The following is a 19,388-nucleotide window of genomic DNA, read 5'->3' as shown; positions in this document are numbered from 1 at the left end:
GCTCAATCGAGGTTGGCGTTTTTCCTTTTTGAACTATTTATTCGTGACCGCGGAGGGATTCAAACCCCCAACCCTCAGAGCCGAAATCTGATGCGCTATTCAGTTGCGCCACGCGGCCTTAACTTATTTCTTAAAAATTCTCGTCCACTACCTGACTTAAAATACTTTTCTCGCTCAAGAGCTTCTTTTTCTGTTGAAAACACTTCAAAATATACCAATTTCCAAGGTCTAAATCCTTTTGTCGATTTGGTCTTGCCCGCATTATGCTCGACTACTCGCTCTTCTAATCTTGATGTATGACCTTTATATAATCTTCCATCACACTCACTTTTAAGAACATATGCATAAAACTCCATAATCTTCTGCGCCCTGCCTGCCGGCAGGCAGGTATTCAGTTGCGCCACGCGGCCGTATTTATTTAAGACATCAACTGTGCCTTGACTATTGTCGAAATCGTTTTTCCGTCAGCTTTCCCAGCCATTTCTTTGTTGGCCATACCCATCACTTTGCCCATGTCTTTCATACCTTCCGCACCAGTTTGAGAAATGATGTTAGTAACAATCGTTCTAATTTCTTCTTCTGACAATTGCTCTGGTAAAAATTGCGAAATGACTTCCGCTTGGGCTAACTCTGGCTCAGCCAGGTCATTCCTGTTTTGCTCAGCAAAAATAGTAGCACTGTCTTTTCGTTGTTTTACTAATTTAGACAACAACTTAATTTCTTCATCCTCCGTCAATCCGTATTGCGAACCAGACGCTGTCTGAGCCATCAATATTTCAGATTTAATGGCTCGCAACGCCGCCAAGGCCGTTTGGTCTTTCTTTTTCATAGCCGTCTTCATTGCCGGCATTAATTTGGATTGCAAACTCATAATATCTTGTATTAAGGAAGTGCGAAGATAATAAATTATAAGAGTTCCTAATGGACTTATTTCTTCAAAATATGGGTCTTTCAAAATTAAAAATCCTGTCCAAATGGGGTGAGCCCAACTAACTTTTTCCAAATACAACTCCGTCTTTTAAAAACAGAGTCTAGCTAAAAAAACCCGAATTGCTTGGGGAACAATTCAGGTTTCTTAAGTGTTTAACCATTAACACTGCTATTAATCGACATTGTCATGTAAAAAGGAATTATTACTTCTCAACTGAATGTCGTTATTGTCATCCGTACCTACAGACATACGCGAGGCATCCGTGGACTCCGAAGAATGCTTAGCATCTTCTAAGTTTACACCTTGTCTTTTGTAAGCCGGCTCTTTTTCAATTTCATCAATCTTAGCATTGTTGAACTTATAATTAAAGTCTTTCATCATGCGACGGCGTTCGTCTGCTCTAGCCTTTAAAATATCTGAAATAGGGCTATTCATTGGGTCGATATCCTCCTCTTGAATTTCAGGCTTCACTTCAGCTGGAAGCACTTTCTTTTCAAATACCACCTCTTGCTGGACTTCAGCCTCTGTGCTCGTATTTATAGAGGATTGTTCAGTAGAGAACTCTTCTAATGCATAACGCTTCTCACCTTCTTCATTGACCTCTGTCACAGAAATCAGTTCAATTGGGTCAGTGACATCTATTTCGCTGACCTCATCATCCAAATGAAACAGCATTGGCTTCTGATCCTCTTCTGGCTGTTCAACTTCAGGAGTATTTATTTCTGAAAGTGGCAAATCAAAAGATAAGGTAATCTGCTCTTCATCTTTACTTAGCTCTTCCTGAACTTCTTGCTCAGCTCTCACAGGTGTAATGATGAAATCTTCATTGGTCACAGGCTTAATGTCTAAAACCTCATCGTAAATCACATTGATATTTTTGATAGCTTCCGTAGTTTCAATCAATTCGTTTGTCGGTGTTTCAATTTCAAACTCATCATCAATCAAAGTATGCACAATTGGCTTCTCCTTTTCTTCTTCCAATACAATATCTGGTGTGATAATAGCAGGCTCATGCTCTGAAGGAGCGAATTCAGTCTTATCTTCTTCGAGAGCGTGAATCACCTTTTTAATCTCCGTATTAGAGATTTCATCTTGCTGGTCGACATCAAACCCTGTAGCGATGATGGTTACGGAGATGGATTCTTCAAGCGACTCATCTTCACCGACACCCATAATGATATTGGCACCATGACCCGCTTCATCTTGAATATGGTCATTAATTTCTCCAATCTCATCAATGGTAATTTCCTGCGAACCAGAAACGATAAGCAACAATACGTTTTTGGCACCCGTGATTTTATTATCATTTAACAATGGCGAATCCAAAGCTTTCATAATGGCCTCATTAGCTCTGGTTTGGCCAGATGCCGTTGCAGAACCCATAATGGCTGTACCACTATTGCTCAGTACGGTTTTGGCATCACGTAAATCAATATTTTGTGTGTAGTGATGTGTGATGACCTCAGCAATTCCTCTTGACGCTGTTGCCAATACCTCGTCAGCTTTTGAGAATCCGGCTTTAAAGCCAAGATTTCCATAGACTTCACGAAGTTTGTTATTATTGATAACCACCAAAGAATCTACATGAGCACGAAGATTCTCAACCCCTTTTTGGGCTTGTTGGTTTCTCATTTTTCCTTCAAACTGAAATGGCATTGTTACGATACCTACAGTCAATATGTCGAGTTCACGCGCCATTTTTGCAATAATCGGCGCCGCACCCGTTCCGGTACCACCACCCATACCAGCCGTGATGAAAATCATCTTGGTATTGGTGTCTAACATACGTTTGATATCCTCTAAACTTTCAACAGCCGCTTGCTCCCCTACGTCAGGGTTTGCACCAGCGCCAAGTCCCTCAGTTAAGGCCACACCCAACTGAATTTTATTAGGTACGCCACTATTTTGAAGGGCTTGCGCATCCGTGTTGCAGATAACAAAATCTACACCTTTGATGCCTTGTTGAAACATATGATTTATAGCATTGCTTCCGCCACCACCGACACCAATAACTTTGATGACGTTAGATTGGTTCTTTGGTAAATCGAAAGAAATATTCCCAAATTCATTGTTGTTGCTCATATTGACTTAATTATGGGGTTTTCTATTATTGTTTTATTTCTTATTTCTACTATTTATTCGGCGTTGTCTAAAAAATCTTTGACACGCTCAGTAAGCTTATCCAAAAAGGATTTACGCTCTTTTGGTTCTGATTCCAATACCTGTTCTTCTTCAACGGATTCCGTGTCGTCGTATGACTCTTCTTCGAGCTGTAGTTCTTCTTGAGCCTCTCTTGCTTTTCGGTCTTGACGCTTTAAGCCGTCCATGACCAACCCTACAGCCGTGGCATACAACGGACTGGCAATATCATCATCACTATCTCCCGCCAAATGCTCGTTAGGATAGCCTATTCTGGTATCCATCCCTGTGATGTATTCCACCAATTGCTTTAAATGTTTCAATTGGCTTCCACCACCCGTTAAAACAATACCACCGATGAGTTTTTTCTTTTGCTCCTCGTGACCGTAATTTTTAATTTCTACATAGACTTGCTCAATGATTTCCACCACTCTCGCATGGATAATCTTTGATAGGTTTTTCAACGTGATTTCCTTTGGATCACGGCCCCTCAATCCTGGAATAGATACAATCTCGTTATCCTTGTTCTCGCCTGGCCATGCAGAACCAAACTTTATTTTTAAGAGTTCTGCTTGTTTCTCAATTATGGAACAGCCTTCTTTAATATCTTCAGTAATCACGTTCCCTCCAAAAGGAATCACAGCTGTATGTCTTATGATGCCATCCTTGAACACCGCCAAATCCGTAGTACCACCACCGATATCAATCAACGCTACACCAGCTTCTTTCTCTTCTTGACTCAGTACCGCATTTGCCGATGCCAAAGGCTCTAGAGTGATGCCTTCCAACTCTAATCCCGAACTTTTAACACAGCGCCCAATATTTCTAATAGACGATACTTGGCCTACAACAACATGAAAATTAGCTTCTAATCGACCGCCATACATCCCGATAGGTTCTTTAATTTCAGCTTGTCCGTCCACTTTAAATTCCTGTGGTAAAACATGGATAATCTCCTCACCTGGCAACATCACCAGCTTATGAACTTGATTGATTAACTGGTCAATATCGTCCTCATCGATGACCAATTCAGAATTGGCTCTTGTGATATAATCGCTATGCTGAAGACTTCTAATGTGCTGACCGGCAATACCTACCGTGACATCTTCAATTTTTTCAGATGCCGTGACTTCAGCTTCTTGTACCGCTTGTTGGATGGATTGGATGGTCTGCGTAATGTTATTTACCACACCACGATGCACACCAAGGCTTTTGGATTTTCCGACACCCAATATCTCTACCTTTCCATACTCATTCTTACGGCCAATCATTGCCACAATTTTTGTGGTTCCGATGTCTAATCCTACTGAAATGTTCTGCTTTTCCATCCCTTATTTTTTGGTGCAAATGACCTGGGTTTCAAACTTCAGGTTTACACGCGTGTAATTGTCTAGTGTTTTATCCTTCAGCGCCTTTTTATAAAACGCTTTAAAATTGTTGATTTTCTTTTGTAGCATATTCAAACTTCCCAAATCCACCACAAAATCATATGTCCTCATTTTCAGACTTATGTCATCCTTTTCATTTTGGATGATTTCCGTCACATGCTGTTTCAAAAATTCATCTTCATCTATAGCTGTTGCCATTTTTTGAATGGCTTCCAAACTATTTTTTCTAACCTTACCTGTTACCAATGGAACTCGCGCCGAATAATTGTCTGACAAAGGCATGTAGGAACCCTCGTCGTCCACATAATATGAGGCATTGGTGTGAACTCTGGCAATTGGTCGCTTTTGTTCAATTTTAGCGGTAAGCACACCGTCTACTGACTTGAAGACCTGTGCGGTTTTAATCAACGGATTGGAATTTAGGGCAGTTTCCAATTGATTCAAATCTATCATTTCTTTATGCGCGTTGGAAGACCCCGCTTGATTTTGTATTAACAATTTACTAACATTCTCTTGGGTTAGAAACAGGTTATCCGACCCTGAAAATTCAACTTGGGGCGTTGCTATTTTTCGGGTTAAATTTCTATGGCTCGAAAACGCATACAAACTCCCAACCAACAGCATCAGAACCACAACCTTTATGTATCCCCAATTAACCCGCATACTGCAATTCTTGTTTTAATTTTTGCGCTTCAACTCCTATGTCGCCCGCACCCAATGTCATGATGATACGTTTTGAAGAATTTTTTACGGTTTGAAAGATTTCAGACTTTGAAATCAATTTTTTATTGTCATTTTGAATTTTTTCCAATAACCATTCAGAAGTCACATCTTCAATCGGTAATTCCCTAGCAGGATAAATATCCAAAAGAGCTACCTCGTCAAAGTTTGAAAGCGCCTTTGCAAAGTCGTCCGCAAAATCTCGTGTTCTACTGAATAGATGCGGTTGAAAAATGACCAATACTTTTTCGTTTGGATACATTTCTCGCACAGCTTGGTGCACGGCATTGATTTCTTCAGGATGATGGGCATAATCATCGATAAACACCAAATCGTCCGACTTTATCTGATAGGTAAATCGTCGTTTGACCCCTTTGTAAGATGCTAAAGCTTTGGCGAGCTGTGGCTGAGGGATGCCGTATTCTACAGACATCGCCAAGGCTATTAATGCATTAGACAAATTATGTCTACCAGGTAGGTCAAATTTAAAATTGTTGAGGGTCGTCGTCGGTGTTTTTACATCGAACACGTAAGACCCATTCTTTATTCTTATATTTTGTGCGGTATAGTCTGAATCGTCTTCAATACCGTAAGTTATACCTTCAATTGGCAAACCCTTTCTCACGAATAACTTTCCGTTTGACTTTAATTTTGAAGCAAAGTCTCTAAAGGATTTTTCCAATTCTGAAGCCTCGCCATAGATATCTAAATGGTCGGCATCCATAGACGTAATACATGCGTAATCAGGCGATAGCGTTAAAAACGAACGGTCGAATTCATCAGCTTCAACGACTGTCACGTCAGTTCCGTTAAGGATTAAATTGGAATTATAATTTTCACTAACACCACCTAAAAAAGCCGTGACGTTTGTGTCGACTTCATTCAATAAATGACCCAAAATACTTGTAGTAGTCGTTTTACCATGCGTCCCTGCAACCGCAAAACAAAAACTATCTTTGGTCACTTCACCCAAAACTTCGGAACGCTTAAGGACTGAAAATCCTTGTGTTCTGAAATAGGCCAGTTCTTTATGGTCTCCAGGTATTGCTGGTGTGTAAACCACTAAGGTGTGCTCATGATTTTTAAACGCCTCAGGAATATTTGAAACCGAATCTTCAAAATGAACAGAAACTCCTAAATCCTGAAGACTCTCTGTAATTTCACTCGGTGTTTTATCATAACCCGCAACACCATGTCCCTTGGCAACAAAATATCGCGCCAACGCACTCATACCGATACCGCCTATGCCAATGAAAAAAATATGTTTTGGAATACTTCTCATCTGCGATTCAATAGTTTTTCAACTTCATCCGCAATAGTTGTTGTGGCATTGGCTAATGCCAATTCCTTGATGTTTTTTCCGAGCGATTCTTGGATATCTTCAGATTGCAACAATTGTTCAAAAGCCTTATCAAAATCAGTTTCAAGTGTACTTTCTTTTATTAGTATGGCCGCATTTTTATCGGCAATGGCTTTGGCGTTTTTTGTTTGATGGTCTTCTGCTACATTTGGCGATGGAATAAAAATCACAGGTTTACCAACCACGCATAATTCCGAAACCGAACTAGCTCCGGCTCGAGAAATTATAATATCCGCCGCCGCATAGGCAGTATCCATTTCATTTAAAAAAGCATGCACTTGTACATTTTCTAAATCGCTGTGCTTTTTGTATTGTTCAAAATAAAGCTTACCGCATTGCCAAATCAATTGTATGTCGTTGGCCTTGAAGAAATCCAATCTCGATTCTATAAAAGAATTAATACGTCGAGCACCAAGACTTCCACCTAATATCAATAAGGTTTTTTTGTCGTAGTTCAACCCGAATTCCACTTTGGATGCTGTGGACTTACCTTCAATATCCAATAAATCTTTTCTTATTGGGTTTCCTGTTAATTTCAGTTTTTCCTTTGGGAAGAATTTTTCCAAACCGTCGTAAGCCACACAAATGCTATTTGCTTTTTTGCTTAATAGTTTGTTAGTTATCCCGGGATATGAATTCTGCTCTTGTATCAATGTCGGAATCCCTTTAGAATTTGCCACCTGCAACAAAGGTCCACTCGCAAAGCCACCTGTGCCAATAGCCACGTCTGGTTGAAACCGATTGATGATTTTTCGAGATTTGAATAAACTAGACATCAACTTAAATGGAAACATTAAATTCTTCAACGTCAATTTGCGTTGTAAGCCTGAAATCCAAAGGCCTTCAATCTTATAACCTGCTAAAGGCACTTTTTCCATTTCCATACGGTCTTTGGCGCCTACAAACAAAAATTCAGCATCTGGATGACGCTCTTTCAATTCATTGGCAATGGCAATCGCTGGATAAATATGTCCTCCAGTTCCTCCTCCAGATAAAATGAAACGATATGTGGATTTACGATTGCTCATATAGTTTCAGAAAGTATGTCAAGAGGGTTTTCCTCTTCAGATTCGTTTTGTTTTAGTTCTTCGCGCTTGGCGCTCACGCTCAAAATAATTCCAATAGCTAAGCAGGTCATCCAAATAGAAGTTCCACCACTACTTATTAATGGTAAGGTTTGTCCTGTTACGGGGAACAGTTCTACAGCTACAGCCATATTAATCAAGGCCTGAAACACGATTGGCAACCCAACACCGAGCACTAATAATTTTCCAAATATGGTATCTGATTTTTGGGAGACAATCACCAACCTAAACAACAACCAAGAATACATAACTAGTAAAAACAAGCCTCCAACCAATCCGTACTCCTCTATTATTATTGCAAATATGAAATCTGAAGACGACTGAGGTAACACATTTTTTTGCATGGATTTCCCAGGTCCTGCCCCAGTAACGCCTCCCGATGCGATGGCGATTTTAGCTAATTCAATTTGATAATCTTCTTCTGTGTCTTCTCCGTTGGTGAAATTTTCTATCCGGCTCATCCACGTATCCACACGATTGGGCATGGCTTCTGGAAATGACTTTGCCACCAGAATGAAAAGCACCAGGGCTCCAATTCCCATTCCAACGATAACCAATAAATATCGAATGGGGTAACCTCCTATAAAAGCCAGCATCATGACCATTACAAAAATGATAGCCGTAGTTGAAAAGTTTGCTGGAAGAATCAATGCGAGAATTAAGAAAACTGGCACCCAAAGCGGTAAGATGGTTTCCTTAAAGGCGATGGTTTTGTCTTTAATTTTTGAGAGATAACGTGCTACATAGACCATTAATACTACCGATGCCAAAGTAGAGGTTTGAAAAGACATGTTTACTATGGGAATACGAATCCAGCGACTAGCGTTAGCCCCGTCGATAGTTGTGCCTTGCAAAAATGTAACAATGAGTAATACAAAAACGATGGGTAACATCACCATCGATAAACCCCTAAAATAGCGATACGGAATACGATGCACCATATACATAATGGAGAAACCCAAGGCCAAGTGCATAAAGTGTTTTACAAAATAAGTGAAGGTGTTCCCTGCTCCGCCGGTATATGCCAAATTACTAGCCGCCGAGTACACAGGTAAAAACGAGAAAATAGCTAGTAATGCTACTATCGCCCAAATTAACCTATCCCCCTTTATTTGTTTAAACAATTCCACTTTAGCTTATTCTATAAACTTCTTACACACTCTTTAAACTGACGACCACGGTCTTCATAATTTTCAAACAAATCGAAGCTCGCACAAGCTGGAGACAACAGTACATTATCACCTGCTTCAGCAACCTTATAAGCCACTTTTACGGCCTCACTCATATATTGTGTTTCTACAATAATATCGACCATATTCCCGAAAGTAGCCATCAACTTTTCGTTGTCGACTCCAAGACAAATAATAGCTTTTACTTTTTCGTTTATGAATGGAAATAACTCTTTATAGTCATTGCCCTTATCTTGACCCCCGACAATCCAAATGGTTGGACTTTCCATACTTTCTAATGCGAAATAGGTGGCATTAACGTTTGTGGCTTTAGAATCGTTGATGTACTGTACTTTATTAATTCGAAGTACATTTTCCAAACGATGCTCCACACCTTGAAAGTTTTCTAAACTCTCTCTAATGGTCTGCTTCCTAATTTTTAATAGGTGCGCCACGGTCGAAGCCGCCATGGCATTTTTTACATTGTGTTTGCCGTCTAAGGCAAGTTTTTTTATTGGCATAATTATCTGGTTGTTATCTATTGTTACTATTATTTCGTTTTGTGTTGCATACGCACCATTATCAATGGTTTTTGTCAATGAAAATGGCAATGGTCTAGATTGGATGCTATGGTTTGAAAGCCATTCGGCGATTACAGGGTCATCCGCATCGTAGATGAAATAATCATCTTTGGTCTGATTTTCTACAATTCTGAATTTTGAAGCGATATAATTTTCAAACTTGTAATCGTATCTATCCAAATGGTCTGGCGTGATATTGGTCAAGACAGCAATATGCGGTCGAAAGTCTGTTATCCCATCGAGTTGAAAACTGCTGATTTCTAAGACGTAATTTTCGAAATCATCTTCTAAAATTTGCTTTGCAAAACTATCGCCGATGTTGCCTGCTAGGCCGACATTCAATTCGTTCTTCAACAAATGGTGTGTCAATGAGGCTGTGGTGGTTTTACCGTTGCTTCCGGTAATTCCGACTAAAGTTGCCTCGGTATATCGTGACGCAAATTCTATTTCAGAAATCACCTCAACACCTTTTTCTACCAAAGCTTTTACCAATGGTACCGAATCTGGAATGCCAGGGCTTTTCATGACCAAGTCGGCATTCAGAATTAAAGCCTCGGTATGTTGCTCTTCCTCCCAATCTATTCCATGATGTATAAGAACGTCCTTGTACTTTGGTTTGACTTTCCCTTTGTCCGAAACAAAAACCTCAAATCCTTTTGCTTGCCCTAGTAATGCCGTACCTGCACCACTCTCTCCACCACCTAATACAACAAGCCTTTTCATTTATCTAATCTTCAATGTCACGATAGCTAGAATGGCAAGAAAAATCCCTACAATCCAGAACCGTGTGACTATTTTACTTTCGTGATAGCCTAATTTTTGATAATGGTGATGCAATGGCGACATTTTGAAAATGCGTCGGCCTTCTCCATATTTTTTTCGTGTGTATTTGAAATAACTCACCTGCAGTACCACCGATAGATTCTCTGCCAAGAAAATGCCGCATAATACCGGAATCAACCATTCCTTACGAACAGCTATAGCAATTACTGCGATAATGCCTCCAATGGTTAAACTTCCCGTGTCGCCCATAAAGACTTGTGCCGGATAGGTATTGTACCAGAGAAAACCGACCAATGCTCCTACAAAAGCTGCGATGTATATAGTAATTTCCTCAACCCGAGGAATGAACATAATATTGAGGTACTCCGAAAAAATGATATTTCCCGAAACGAAAGCAAAAATGCCGAGCGTCAACACAATAATGGCTGAAGAACCAGCGGCAAGCCCATCAATACCATCCGTAAGATTGGCTCCGTTGGACACGGCAGTTATGATAAATATGACCACAAGAATAAATACTATCCAAGCATAGGGTTTTAAGCTTGGGCTAATCCAAGTCACTAAATTTTCATAATCGAACTCATTGTTCTTCACAAAAGGTATCGTGGTTTTTAGAGATTTCTCTTCCTTTTCGAAAAGCTTACCGGCTTCAATTCGCGGGTTTTCTTCAAGTAAGATTTGTTGCTGCGCTTCAGGCAGTTTTTCTCGCATGGTCACATCATTATTGAAATAAAGCGTCGCTCCGACGATGATGCCCAATCCGACTTGACCCAAAATTTTAAAGCGTCCTTTTAAACCTTCTTTATCGTTTTTAAACTTTTTTATATAATCGTCTATGAACCCAATGGTACCCATCCACACAGTAGTGATGAGTAGAAGAATGACATAAATATTTTCAAGCTTAGCGACCAACAACACAGGAATAACAGTCGCCATGATGATAATAATACCACCCATAGTTGGTGTCCCTGCTTTTTCCACTTGGCCTTCCAAACCTAAATCACGGATGGTTTCTCCAACTTGTTTCTTTTGTAAGAATTTTATAATACGCTTACCAAAAACCACCGAAATCAATAGAGACAGAATGATAGCCACAGCCGCCCTGAAGGTGGTAAACCCAAAAAGTGAGGCTCCAGGGAACTGGAACTCTTGTTCTAAATATTCAAAGAGGTAATACAACATATATTAATTCAACTTTATTGATTCAAGCTTACATTTCGACTGCGCTCAACATGACAGCTTGATTTCATACTTTACTTTTGCAACTGTTTTAAATATTTCTGTACGATTTCAAAATCATCAAAATCAATACGGACTCCATTTATCTCTTGATAGGTTTCGTGGCCTTTTCCAGCAATTAAAATGATATCATTAGCGCTGGCCATCTGGCAGGCTGTCTTTATCGCTTGGTCCCTATTTTCTATAGAAAGGGTTTTCTTAAAATTCTGAGGTTCCACACCTGCTTCAATATCCTCAATGATTTTAGCAGGGTCTTCTGTTCTTGGATTATCGCTTGTAAAAATCACTTTGGTACTTAAGGCCGAAGCGATATGTCCCATTTTTGGTCGCTTGGTAGTATCTCTATCACCGCCACAACCTACTACGGTTATTAAATCTTCATTTTTGGTACGGATAGAGTTGATGGTTTCCAAAACATTTTTCAATGCGTCTGGCGTATGGGCATAATCCACAATTGCCGTGATTTTTTCGTCCGATACTAGGTATTCAAAACGTCCGCTGACACTTTCGAGCTGACTAATCAATCGAAGACTTTCATGATTGTCTAGACCTAATAATTCCGAAGTCGCATAAATGGCCAGTAAATTATAGGCGTTAAAATTTCCTATTAACTTTGACCATAATTCATTCCCATTCAACTTCAACAGCAAACCACTGAATTGATTTTCCATGATTTGCGCCCTGTAATCTGCATAGGTTTTTAAGGCGTAGGTGTATTTTTTAGCATCGGTGTTCTGAAGCATCACCAAGCCATTTTTATCATCAATATTCACTAAAGCGAAGGCCTCTTTACCGAGTCCGTCAAAAAATTGTTTTTTAACATCGCGGTACTCAGCGAACGTGTTGTGATAATCAAGATGGTCATGGGATAAATTGGTAAAAATGCCACCAGCAAAGGTCAATCCGTGGGTACGACTTTGATGAATCCCGTGCGAACTCACTTCCATAAAACAGAACTCCACGCCTTCATCGCTCATTTCATTCAGATAGGAATTTATCGTCAAAGAATCGGGCGTTGTATGCGTAGCATTGTAGGTTTGATTATTTACCATGATTTTTACGGTAGATAGCAATCCGACTTTATAGCCCGCTTCCTTAAATAATCTGTAGAGTAGTGATGTTACTGTGGTTTTCCCGTTGGTCCCCGTAACACCTACCAACTTTAAATTTTCAGATGGATTTCCGTAATAATTTGATGCCATGTAAGCCAAAGCCTCGTTGCTATTTACTACTTGGATATAAGTGATTCCGTTAGCTAAGTCTTCAGGTAAATTTTCGCAAACAATGGCTTTTGCCCCGAGTTTGATGGCCTTAAAAATGTAGTTATGACCATCCACTTGGGTACCAGAAATAGCGACAAACACATCATCATTTTCTACTTTTCTCGAATCGAATTGAATATTCGAAATAGAAATTCCCGTATCTCCCGAGACAGCGTTCATACTAACCTTGTACAATATGTCTTTTAATGCTTTCACGAGGCGTCTAAAACAATGGTTTGGTTAGCTTTTAATTTTATGTCCTTGGCAATGGATTGCTTTTTAATCGTTCCCGAGCCATTCAGTTTCACCTTAACATTTACTTCCATATTTTCAAGCATGGCCACAGCATCCATAGCCGGTAAGCCAACGACGTTCGGCATAATGGTTTTATAGGTGTTTGAAAGGTTATTATAGGCTTCAAAATTGGATTCCACATTGGCGTTTTTGACTTCGAGGGAATTCAACTCGTCGATGAGCGGTGTGTCTGTATAAATTTTTTGGGCAATACGCTTGAAAACTGGGCCAGAAACATCCGCACCATAGTAGCCAACTTTAGTACTTGGCTTGTGAATGACCACAATGCATGAATATTTTGGATTTTCCGCCGGAAAGTAACCTGCAAACGACGATACATATTTTCGGTCTTTGCGCCATTCTTCATAATTGGCATAGTCCGTTCTTGCTGTTCCTGTTTTTCCGGCCATTGAAAATGTTGGGGAATACATGCGTTTTCCAGTACCACGAATGACAATGTTTTTAAGAATATCCCTGATTTCAAGCAATGTTTTATCAGAGCATATTTTTTTGACTAGTACTTCTTTTTCGAACTTTTCTTCGATGCGGTCAAACTCCTTCACAGCGCGTAAGAATCGTGGTTTTATCAACTCGCCATCATTGGCAATGGCATTATAAAAAGCCAAAGTTTGTAGTGGTGTCAACTGCATGTTATAACCGTAAGCCATAGATGGCAGAGCATTTCTACTCCATATTCTGTCTCCTGGCTTTGGAATGACAGGTTCGCCTTCTCCGATGATTTCCACACCCAATTTCTGGTCTAAGCGCCATTTGGATAAACGTGATAAAAATTTCTTAGGATTCTTGGAATAATGGTCATCTACAATGGTTGCCAAACCAATATTACTAGAAACTTCTAAAGCCTTGGCGGCAGAAATTTCGCCATGACCCGCACCGGAATCATTTATAGGACGACCATAAAACATTTTACGCCCATTCTTGGTATCGACTACCGTAGAGGTGTCAATGACTTTATCCTCTAAAGCGGCCATCATAGCCATAACCTTAAACGTTGAACCCGGCTCATGACTTTCACCTACTGCGTAATTAAGACGTTCGTAATATTTCCCTTCTTTATTTCGACCTAAGTTTGAAATGGCTTTGATTTCACCCGTTTTCACATCCATAACCACTGCGCAACCATGCTCAGCTTCATACAATTCCAATTGACCCAATAAGGAATGATGAGCGATATCCTGAATATTGACATCTATTGTGGTATAAATATCGAAACCATCCTTTGGCTCTACCTCATTGGCATCCCTAACAGGTTTCCACTGGCCGTTACCAATTTTTTGCTTTAAACGCTTACCATTTTTGCCTCTTAAATAGTCCTGTCCGTAAGCGCCGTCGATGCCAACACGTGTCCAATACCCACTATCGTCTTGCTTTTCGTAACCAATGGCACGTTCAGCAATACCGCCCATAGGATGCTCACGTCTTGTGGTTTGCTCCACAATGAGACCACCTTTAATTGCCCCTTTTTCGAGCATGGGAAAGTTTCTGAATCTTATGTAGTCGGAGTAGCTGATGTTTCTAGCCAATAAGAAATAGCGGTTTTTACTCTTTCGGGCTTTGCGAAGACTTTGCTCGTGATAATTTACTGATTTCCCCGTGTATTTTGATAGGGAATCTGCCAATGGATTGACCAACTCTTCGAACGTAGAATTTGAAGGCTGAATGGCATCGATACGAATATCATACTTAGGAATAGAGGTTGCCAACAAACTACCATCTGCAGAATAGACATTACCCCGATTTGCTGGAATCTCCCATTCTTTAACGGTACGCTTTTGTGCCATGGCGCGATACTTGTCCCCATCCACAAACTGAATAGTACACAGCTTAAAAATTACCGCCAAGGCAAAGACAAACATGCAACCTGCAACGAAGTACAATTTATTCAATATGTGAGTTTCAGTTGTTGCCAATTATTGGTCTTCTGATTTAATTATTATTTTTTGCGGTGGCTCTTCTGAAATGGCCAAACCCTTATCTTCAACTTTTGATGTAATGGTGGATTCCATTTTTAATCGCATTAAGATTCTGCGCCCATCTACAAAGGCAGACCTTAATTCCTTTACCTCATTATTTAATCTTGCAATCTCATAAACCTTCTTATCCGCACTGTGGGCACTAGCAATCATGATGATTGCCAAACCAGAAATAAAAATGATGACACGCCAATTTTTAAACGAATCATCACTGATTAGAAAAGTCCCCCTGAGTATGCTGTAGATGTTTTTTTTCATAGTTTCTCAGCAATCCGAAGCTTTGCACTTCGCGCTCTACTATTTTCTTTTATTTCAATTTGTGACGGTACAATCAGTGGTCCTACTTTTTTCAATGGCACCTCAAAGTTCCCGAACATGTCTCGCTCTGGCTCGCCTTCAAACAAACCGTTTCTGATAAAGCGTTTTACCAATCGGTCTTCCAAAGAGTGATACGATATAAAACTCAATCGCCCTCCTACTTTTAAGACTTCTGGCATTTGAAGCAATAGTTCTTTTAACACCTGAATTTCTTGGTTGACTTCAATACGGATGGCCTGATAAATCTGAGCCAACACTTTGTTTTCTTTTTTATGTTGTAAAAAGCGCTTTAAAACCGTCTTTAACTGATTTGATGTTTTTATCGGCTCTTGAGTGCGAGCGTGAACAATATCTCGAGCCATGGCTGGCGCCTGGCGCAACTCGCCGTATTGCAATAAGACATCTCTCAAATCCTCTTCGGAATAATGATTGACGACCTCGTAGGCAGAAACTTTATTATCTTGATTCATGCGCATATCCAAGTCGGCTTCAAAGCGAGTAGAGAAACCGCGTTCTGCTACATCAAACTGATGAGAAGAGACACCGAAATCTGCCAGGACACCATCGACTTCCTTTACGCCGTAGAAGCGCAAAAAACGTTTGATGTATCTAAAATTTTCGTTTATCAAAGTAAATCGGTCGTCTTCAATTTTATTTTCAAGCGCATCTTTGTCTTGGTCAAATGCAAAAAGTTTTCCGTCCGGGCCAAGGCGATTTAATATTTCACGACTGTGCCCTCCACCACCGAAAGTGACGTCGACATAAGTTCCGTTGGGCTTTATTGCCAAACCATTAACCGTTTCGTTCAGTAATACTGCATTATGATATTCCATCGTCACCATCATCTTGTCCCATTACTTCTTCAGCCAAGTCTGCGAAATCGCCAGAGGCATCATCAATCGCTTTTTCGTAGCGGTCTTTATCCCAGATTTCAATGATGTTCACCGCAGAAGCCAATACTGTTTGTTTGCTGATGCCTGAGAACGCCAATAAATCTTTTGGAATGAGTAATCGCCCTGCATTGTCAACCTCAACCACTTTTACACCAGCCGTAAATCTTCTAATGAAAGCATCGTTCTTTTTATTGAATCGATTGAGCTTATTTACCTTATTCATCAACAACTGCCACTGCTCCATCGGGTAGAGCTCCAAGCAGGGTTGAAAGACCGCTCGCTTAATCACAAAGCCTTTATCCACTACCGAAGACATCTGCTTTTTCAAGACAGCAGGAAGCATCAAACGCCCTTTGGCATCCGCTTTCACTTCGTATGTTCCTATGAATGAATTCAATGTGATTGATTTAGTTGTCGAACGATATAAATTCAAATATATTGAAAAATTACCCACATTTTACCACTTTTTACCACATTTGTTGATAAGTTCTTTCGTTTTCGATAAAAAGTCACTTTAGCTCGGTGAGAGCATATTGTGGAACCACTTTCTATTACTAGGATTTTGACGTGTTGGAATTGTTGGAATTCCGTCAAGATTGATTTTAACAGCGTCCTTGTTTTAAATCGGATTTAGTTATATTTGTTTTTAACTAACGACTAACTATTGCATGGCACACCTTTTAAAAGAAGAAAAGGATTTTAGATATATTGAAGTAGGAGAAGGCACACCAATCATAGTCCTTCACGGATTAATGGGAGGTCTTAGTAATTTTGATGCCGTGACCAATCACTTTAGTGAAAACGGCTATAAAGTTTTGATTCCCGAATTGCCTATTTACAGCATGTCTTTACTGAAGACCAATGTAAAAGCCTTTGCCAATTACTTGAAAAAATTTATTGATTTTAAAGGGTTTGAAGAGGTCATTTTACTCGGAAATTCCCTTGGTGGCCATATTGGTTTATATCACACCAAAATGTATCCTGAAAAAGTGAAAGCACTCATCATAACCGGAAGTTCTGGACTGTACGAAAGTGCCATGGGTGGCGGTTATACCAAGCGTAGTGATTACGAGGTTATCAAGAAAAAGGCCCAAGAGGTATTTTATGATCCTGAGGTGGCGACCAAGGAAATAGTAGATGAAGTTTATGAGACCGTAAATGACCGCAATAAACTAATTAAAACCTTGGCGATTGCCAAAAGCGCCATCCGTCATAACATGGCTAAGGATTTACCTAATATGGCAACACCAACTTGTATTATTTGGGGAAAAAACGATACGGTAACACCTCCAGAAGTGGCGGATGAATTCCATGAATTGTTACCAAATTCTGACTTGTTTTGGATTGATAAATGCGGACACGCCGCGATGATGGAACATCCTGAAGAATTTAATGAAATTCTGCATAAGTGGTTGGTGGAAAAGGGATACTAAAAGCCCCTCCTCACCTCCCCGAGGGGAGGAATAAATTCTTAAATGAAGTTTAAATAATACGATTCCTGCCTATATAGGAAGTTACCATGAAAATAAAATCAGCCGAATTTGTAATGAGTAATTCTGAAGTGGCCAAGTGCCCTAAGAATCCCATTCCTGAATATGCGTTTATCGGGCGTTCTAATGTGGGGAAATCTTCGTTGATTAATATGCTTACCGACCGCAAGAGTTTAGCCAAAACTTCTGGACGACCAGGAAAAACACAGCTTATCAATCATTTTATCATCAATGATAATTGGTTTTTAGTGGATCTACCAGGTTATGGTTATGCTAGAGTATCTAAATCGTCTAAAAAGACCTTTCAAAAATTCATTACCAATTATTTTGAACAGCGCCAACAACTCGTTTCTGCTTTTGTTTTGGTGGATATTCGTCACAAACCTCAACCTATAGATTTAGAATTTATGCAGTACTTAGGCGAAAGCGGGATTCCGTTTTCCATCATTTTTACCAAAGCCGACAAATTAAAGCCAAAAGCGATAGAGCGAAATGTGGAGGACTATTGCAATATTCTCTTGGAAACTTGGGAAGAATTGCCTCATTACTTCATCACCTCATCGAGTAAAAAGATTGGTCAAGATGAAGTTTTAGACTTTATTGAAGCAACAAATGAGGAGATTGAACAACTTAAAAATTCCATCTAAGTCCTTACATCCAAAACGTCTCTGAGCGCATTGCCCATCAGCATAAAGGACATCACCAAAAGCATAATGCAAAGTCCGGGAATCAAGGCTAAATAAGGCTTTCCTAAAATAATGTAATTGTAGTGGTCTTTAATCATGGCACCCCAACTGGCCATTGGAGGTTGAGCGCCAATCCCTAAGAAACTTAAACCGCTTTCAATAAGTATGGCGGCTGCAAAATTGGCTGCCGAAATCACAATGAGCGGTGCTACAATGTTTGGGAGAATATGATTTTTTATAATTCTGAAATCAGTATATCCTAAAGCCCGTGCCGCAGTAACATATTGCTTTTCCTTGACGCTCATAATCTGTCCTCTTACTACTCTTGCAACTTCCACCCACATGGTTAATCCTACAGCAATAAATACTTGCCAAAAGCCTTTACCCAAGGCCAAAGTAATCGCAATAACTAAAAGTAGCGTCGGAATAGACCAAGCAATATTAATGACCCACATTATTAAGGCGTCTACACGTCCACCATAATAGCCCGCCAAGCTTCCCATAATTAATCCAATAACAAGTGAAATGAAAACGGCAATAAAACCGATGGCGAAGGAAATCCTAGAGCCAACTAAAATTCGGCTAAGGTAGTCGCGTCCATATTTATCCGTACCAAATACAAAAGAGCGCTCTTCAATAAATGATTCAGGATTGGAATCAGGAAATTTTGAAAGTGACATGGATTTTTCTAGACCGACCAACCCGTCTGAAGCATATTCGGTATATTTTAGGTCATTCCCTTCAATATTATAATTCGATATGGGAATTTCTATGTTGACCACTTCTTTCCCATTAAATAGTTTCGATAAAAAACCTTGCTCGGACTCAACTTTCGAAGGTACCTCAAGCATCATCACTTTGAAACCTGGCGATTTAGAATGAATGGATAAATGCATCTGATTGGCATTTTTAGATGCATCTGGTGCCAATACATAAGCAAAAAGCGAAAACAGACCAATAAGAACAATGATACCCAAACTGAAAACGCCCCAAAAATTCGATTTGAATTTTTGAAGCGCTTGTTGTGTTAATGAATTACTTTGCTCAGTCATTCAT

The 19,388-nt window shown here is 39.8% G+C and carries 18 protein-coding genes and 1 tRNA gene; 2 read left to right on the top strand and 17 right to left on the bottom strand.

The features are described 5' to 3' along the window. Positions 1-44 precede the first annotated feature (44 nt). The 16 genes from ACFOSX_RS06485 to mraZ all read right to left on the bottom strand — a co-directional run bounded on the left by ACFOSX_RS06485 (position 45) and on the right by mraZ (position 16,553). Positions 45-118: transfer RNA gene (locus ACFOSX_RS06485), tRNA-Arg, on the bottom strand. Further along, on the bottom strand, positions 96-404 hold the full coding sequence (locus tag ACFOSX_RS06480; RefSeq protein ID WP_386098195.1) for a GIY-YIG nuclease family protein: 309 nt from the start codon (positions 402-404) through the stop codon (positions 96-98). Before ACFOSX_RS06480 ends, ACFOSX_RS06485 begins: the two co-directional genes overlap by 23 nt. A 14-nt stretch (positions 405-418) precedes the next feature. After that, the gene (locus ACFOSX_RS06475; RefSeq protein WP_386098193.1) at positions 419-871 is read right to left on the bottom strand and encodes a GatB/YqeY domain-containing protein; all 453 of its coding nucleotides are present in this window, start codon (positions 869-871) and stop codon (positions 419-421) included. 231 nt (positions 872-1,102) lie between these two features. After that, positions 1,103-3,013: a cell division protein FtsZ gene (ftsZ, locus tag ACFOSX_RS06470; protein ID WP_386098191.1), complete on the bottom strand. Its 1,911-nt coding sequence runs from the start codon at positions 3,011-3,013 to the stop codon at positions 1,103-1,105. A gap of 53 nt (positions 3,014-3,066) precedes the next feature. After that, entirely contained in the window at positions 3,067-4,398 is a 1,332-nt protein-coding gene (gene ftsA / locus ACFOSX_RS06465; protein WP_386098189.1) for a cell division protein FtsA, read from the bottom strand. A 3-nt stretch (positions 4,399-4,401) separates the two neighbouring features. Continuing rightward, complete coding sequence (locus ACFOSX_RS06460; protein ID WP_386098187.1) at positions 4,402-5,121, bottom strand: cell division protein FtsQ/DivIB; 720 nt, start codon at positions 5,119-5,121, stop codon at positions 4,402-4,404. Then, positions 5,111-6,460 (bottom strand): UDP-N-acetylmuramate--L-alanine ligase, encoded by a 1,350-nt coding sequence (gene murC / locus ACFOSX_RS06455; protein ID WP_386098185.1) that lies wholly within the window; start codon positions 6,458-6,460, stop codon positions 5,111-5,113. Before murC ends, ACFOSX_RS06460 begins: the two co-directional genes overlap by 11 nt. Beyond that, entirely contained in the window at positions 6,457-7,566 is a 1,110-nt protein-coding gene (gene murG / locus ACFOSX_RS06450) for an undecaprenyldiphospho-muramoylpentapeptide beta-N-acetylglucosaminyltransferase (RefSeq protein ID WP_386098183.1), read from the bottom strand. Before murG ends, murC begins: the two co-directional genes overlap by 4 nt. Beyond that, positions 7,563-8,753: an FtsW/RodA/SpoVE family cell cycle protein gene (locus ACFOSX_RS06445; protein ID WP_386098181.1), complete on the bottom strand. Its 1,191-nt coding sequence runs from the start codon at positions 8,751-8,753 to the stop codon at positions 7,563-7,565. The genes murG and ACFOSX_RS06445 overlap by 4 nt, the downstream gene beginning before the upstream one ends. Positions 8,754-8,764: 11 nt before the next feature. Next, positions 8,765-10,096, bottom strand: coding sequence for a UDP-N-acetylmuramoyl-L-alanine--D-glutamate ligase (murD, locus tag ACFOSX_RS06440; protein ID WP_386098179.1), 1,332 nt, complete (start codon positions 10,094-10,096; stop codon positions 8,765-8,767). Further along, positions 10,097-11,338 (bottom strand): phospho-N-acetylmuramoyl-pentapeptide-transferase, encoded by a 1,242-nt coding sequence (mraY, locus tag ACFOSX_RS06435; protein WP_386098177.1) that lies wholly within the window; start codon positions 11,336-11,338, stop codon positions 10,097-10,099. A 71-nt stretch (positions 11,339-11,409) separates the two neighbouring features. Next, the gene (locus tag ACFOSX_RS06430) at positions 11,410-12,873 is read right to left on the bottom strand and encodes a UDP-N-acetylmuramoyl-L-alanyl-D-glutamate--2,6-diaminopimelate ligase (protein ID WP_386098175.1); all 1,464 of its coding nucleotides are present in this window, start codon (positions 12,871-12,873) and stop codon (positions 11,410-11,412) included. Continuing rightward, positions 12,870-14,828 (bottom strand): penicillin-binding protein, encoded by a 1,959-nt coding sequence (locus ACFOSX_RS06425; protein WP_386100244.1) that lies wholly within the window; start codon positions 14,826-14,828, stop codon positions 12,870-12,872. The genes ACFOSX_RS06430 and ACFOSX_RS06425 overlap by 4 nt, the downstream gene beginning before the upstream one ends. 54 nt (positions 14,829-14,882) lie before the next feature. After that, entirely contained in the window at positions 14,883-15,203 is a 321-nt protein-coding gene (locus tag ACFOSX_RS06420) for an FtsL-like putative cell division protein (protein WP_386098173.1), read from the bottom strand. Further along, positions 15,200-16,108 carry a 16S rRNA (cytosine(1402)-N(4))-methyltransferase RsmH gene (gene rsmH, locus ACFOSX_RS06415; RefSeq protein ID WP_386098171.1) on the bottom strand — a complete coding sequence of 303 codons (909 nt, stop codon included), beginning with the start codon at positions 16,106-16,108 and terminating at the stop codon, positions 15,200-15,202. The genes ACFOSX_RS06420 and rsmH overlap by 4 nt, the downstream gene beginning before the upstream one ends. Further along, the gene (mraZ, locus tag ACFOSX_RS06410) at positions 16,083-16,553 is read right to left on the bottom strand and encodes a division/cell wall cluster transcriptional repressor MraZ (RefSeq protein ID WP_386098169.1); all 471 of its coding nucleotides are present in this window, start codon (positions 16,551-16,553) and stop codon (positions 16,083-16,085) included. The genes rsmH and mraZ overlap by 26 nt, the downstream gene beginning before the upstream one ends. Before the next feature lie 271 nt (positions 16,554-16,824). Here mraZ and ACFOSX_RS06405 point away from each other — a divergent pair, with 271 nt between their 5' ends. Beyond that, on the top strand, positions 16,825-17,589 hold the full coding sequence (locus ACFOSX_RS06405) for an alpha/beta fold hydrolase (RefSeq protein ID WP_386098167.1): 765 nt from the start codon (positions 16,825-16,827) through the stop codon (positions 17,587-17,589). 86 nt (positions 17,590-17,675) lie between these two features. After that, complete coding sequence (gene yihA, locus ACFOSX_RS06400; RefSeq protein ID WP_386098165.1) at positions 17,676-18,293, top strand: ribosome biogenesis GTP-binding protein YihA/YsxC; 618 nt, start codon at positions 17,676-17,678, stop codon at positions 18,291-18,293. On the opposite strand, the gene ACFOSX_RS06395 is transcribed toward yihA, so the two are convergent. After that, on the bottom strand, positions 18,290-19,384 hold the full coding sequence (locus ACFOSX_RS06395) for an ABC transporter permease (RefSeq protein WP_386098163.1): 1,095 nt from the start codon (positions 19,382-19,384) through the stop codon (positions 18,290-18,292). The genes yihA and ACFOSX_RS06395 overlap by 4 nt on opposite strands. Positions 19,385-19,388 lie beyond the last annotated feature (4 nt).

Origin of the sequence: Winogradskyella maritima, from assembly GCF_042650215.1 — a bacterium.
Classification (GTDB): Bacteria; Bacteroidota; Bacteroidia; order Flavobacteriales; family Flavobacteriaceae; genus Winogradskyella; species Winogradskyella maritima.
The sequence above is the reverse complement of the archived record's forward strand: the minus strand, read 5'-3'. Positions and strand labels throughout refer to the sequence as shown.

Coding starts and splice junctions, on each gene's coding strand:
- murG (WP_386098183.1), bottom strand. CDS start 7,566: ATGAGCAATCGTAAATCCACATATCGTTTCATTTTATCTGGAGGAGGA.
- murC (WP_386098185.1), bottom strand. CDS start 6,460: ATGAGAAGTATTCCAAAACATATTTTTTTCATTGGCATAGGCGGTATC.
- murD (WP_386098179.1), bottom strand. CDS start 10,096: ATGAAAAGGCTTGTTGTATTAGGTGGTGGAGAGAGTGGTGCAGGTACG.
- ACFOSX_RS06405 (WP_386098167.1), top strand. CDS start 16,825: ATGGCACACCTTTTAAAAGAAGAAAAGGATTTTAGATATATTGAAGTA.
- ACFOSX_RS06420 (WP_386098173.1), bottom strand. CDS start 15,203: ATGAAAAAAAACATCTACAGCATACTCAGGGGGACTTTTCTAATCAGT.
- ACFOSX_RS06425 (WP_386100244.1), bottom strand. CDS start 14,828: ATGTTTGTCTTTGCCTTGGCGGTAATTTTTAAGCTGTGTACTATTCAG.
- ACFOSX_RS06395 (WP_386098163.1), bottom strand. CDS start 19,384: ATGACTGAGCAAAGTAATTCATTAACACAACAAGCGCTTCAAAAATTC.
- ACFOSX_RS06460 (WP_386098187.1), bottom strand. CDS start 5,121: ATGCGGGTTAATTGGGGATACATAAAGGTTGTGGTTCTGATGCTGTTG.
- ftsZ (WP_386098191.1), bottom strand. CDS start 3,013: ATGAGCAACAACAATGAATTTGGGAATATTTCTTTCGATTTACCAAAG.
- yihA (WP_386098165.1), top strand. CDS start 17,676: ATGAAAATAAAATCAGCCGAATTTGTAATGAGTAATTCTGAAGTGGCC.
- rsmH (WP_386098171.1), bottom strand. CDS start 16,108: ATGATGGTGACGATGGAATATCATAATGCAGTATTACTGAACGAAACG.
- ACFOSX_RS06475 (WP_386098193.1), bottom strand. CDS start 871: ATGAGTTTGCAATCCAAATTAATGCCGGCAATGAAGACGGCTATGAAA.
- mraY (WP_386098177.1), bottom strand. CDS start 11,338: ATGTTGTATTACCTCTTTGAATATTTAGAACAAGAGTTCCAGTTCCCT.
- ftsA (WP_386098189.1), bottom strand. CDS start 4,398: ATGGAAAAGCAGAACATTTCAGTAGGATTAGACATCGGAACCACAAAA.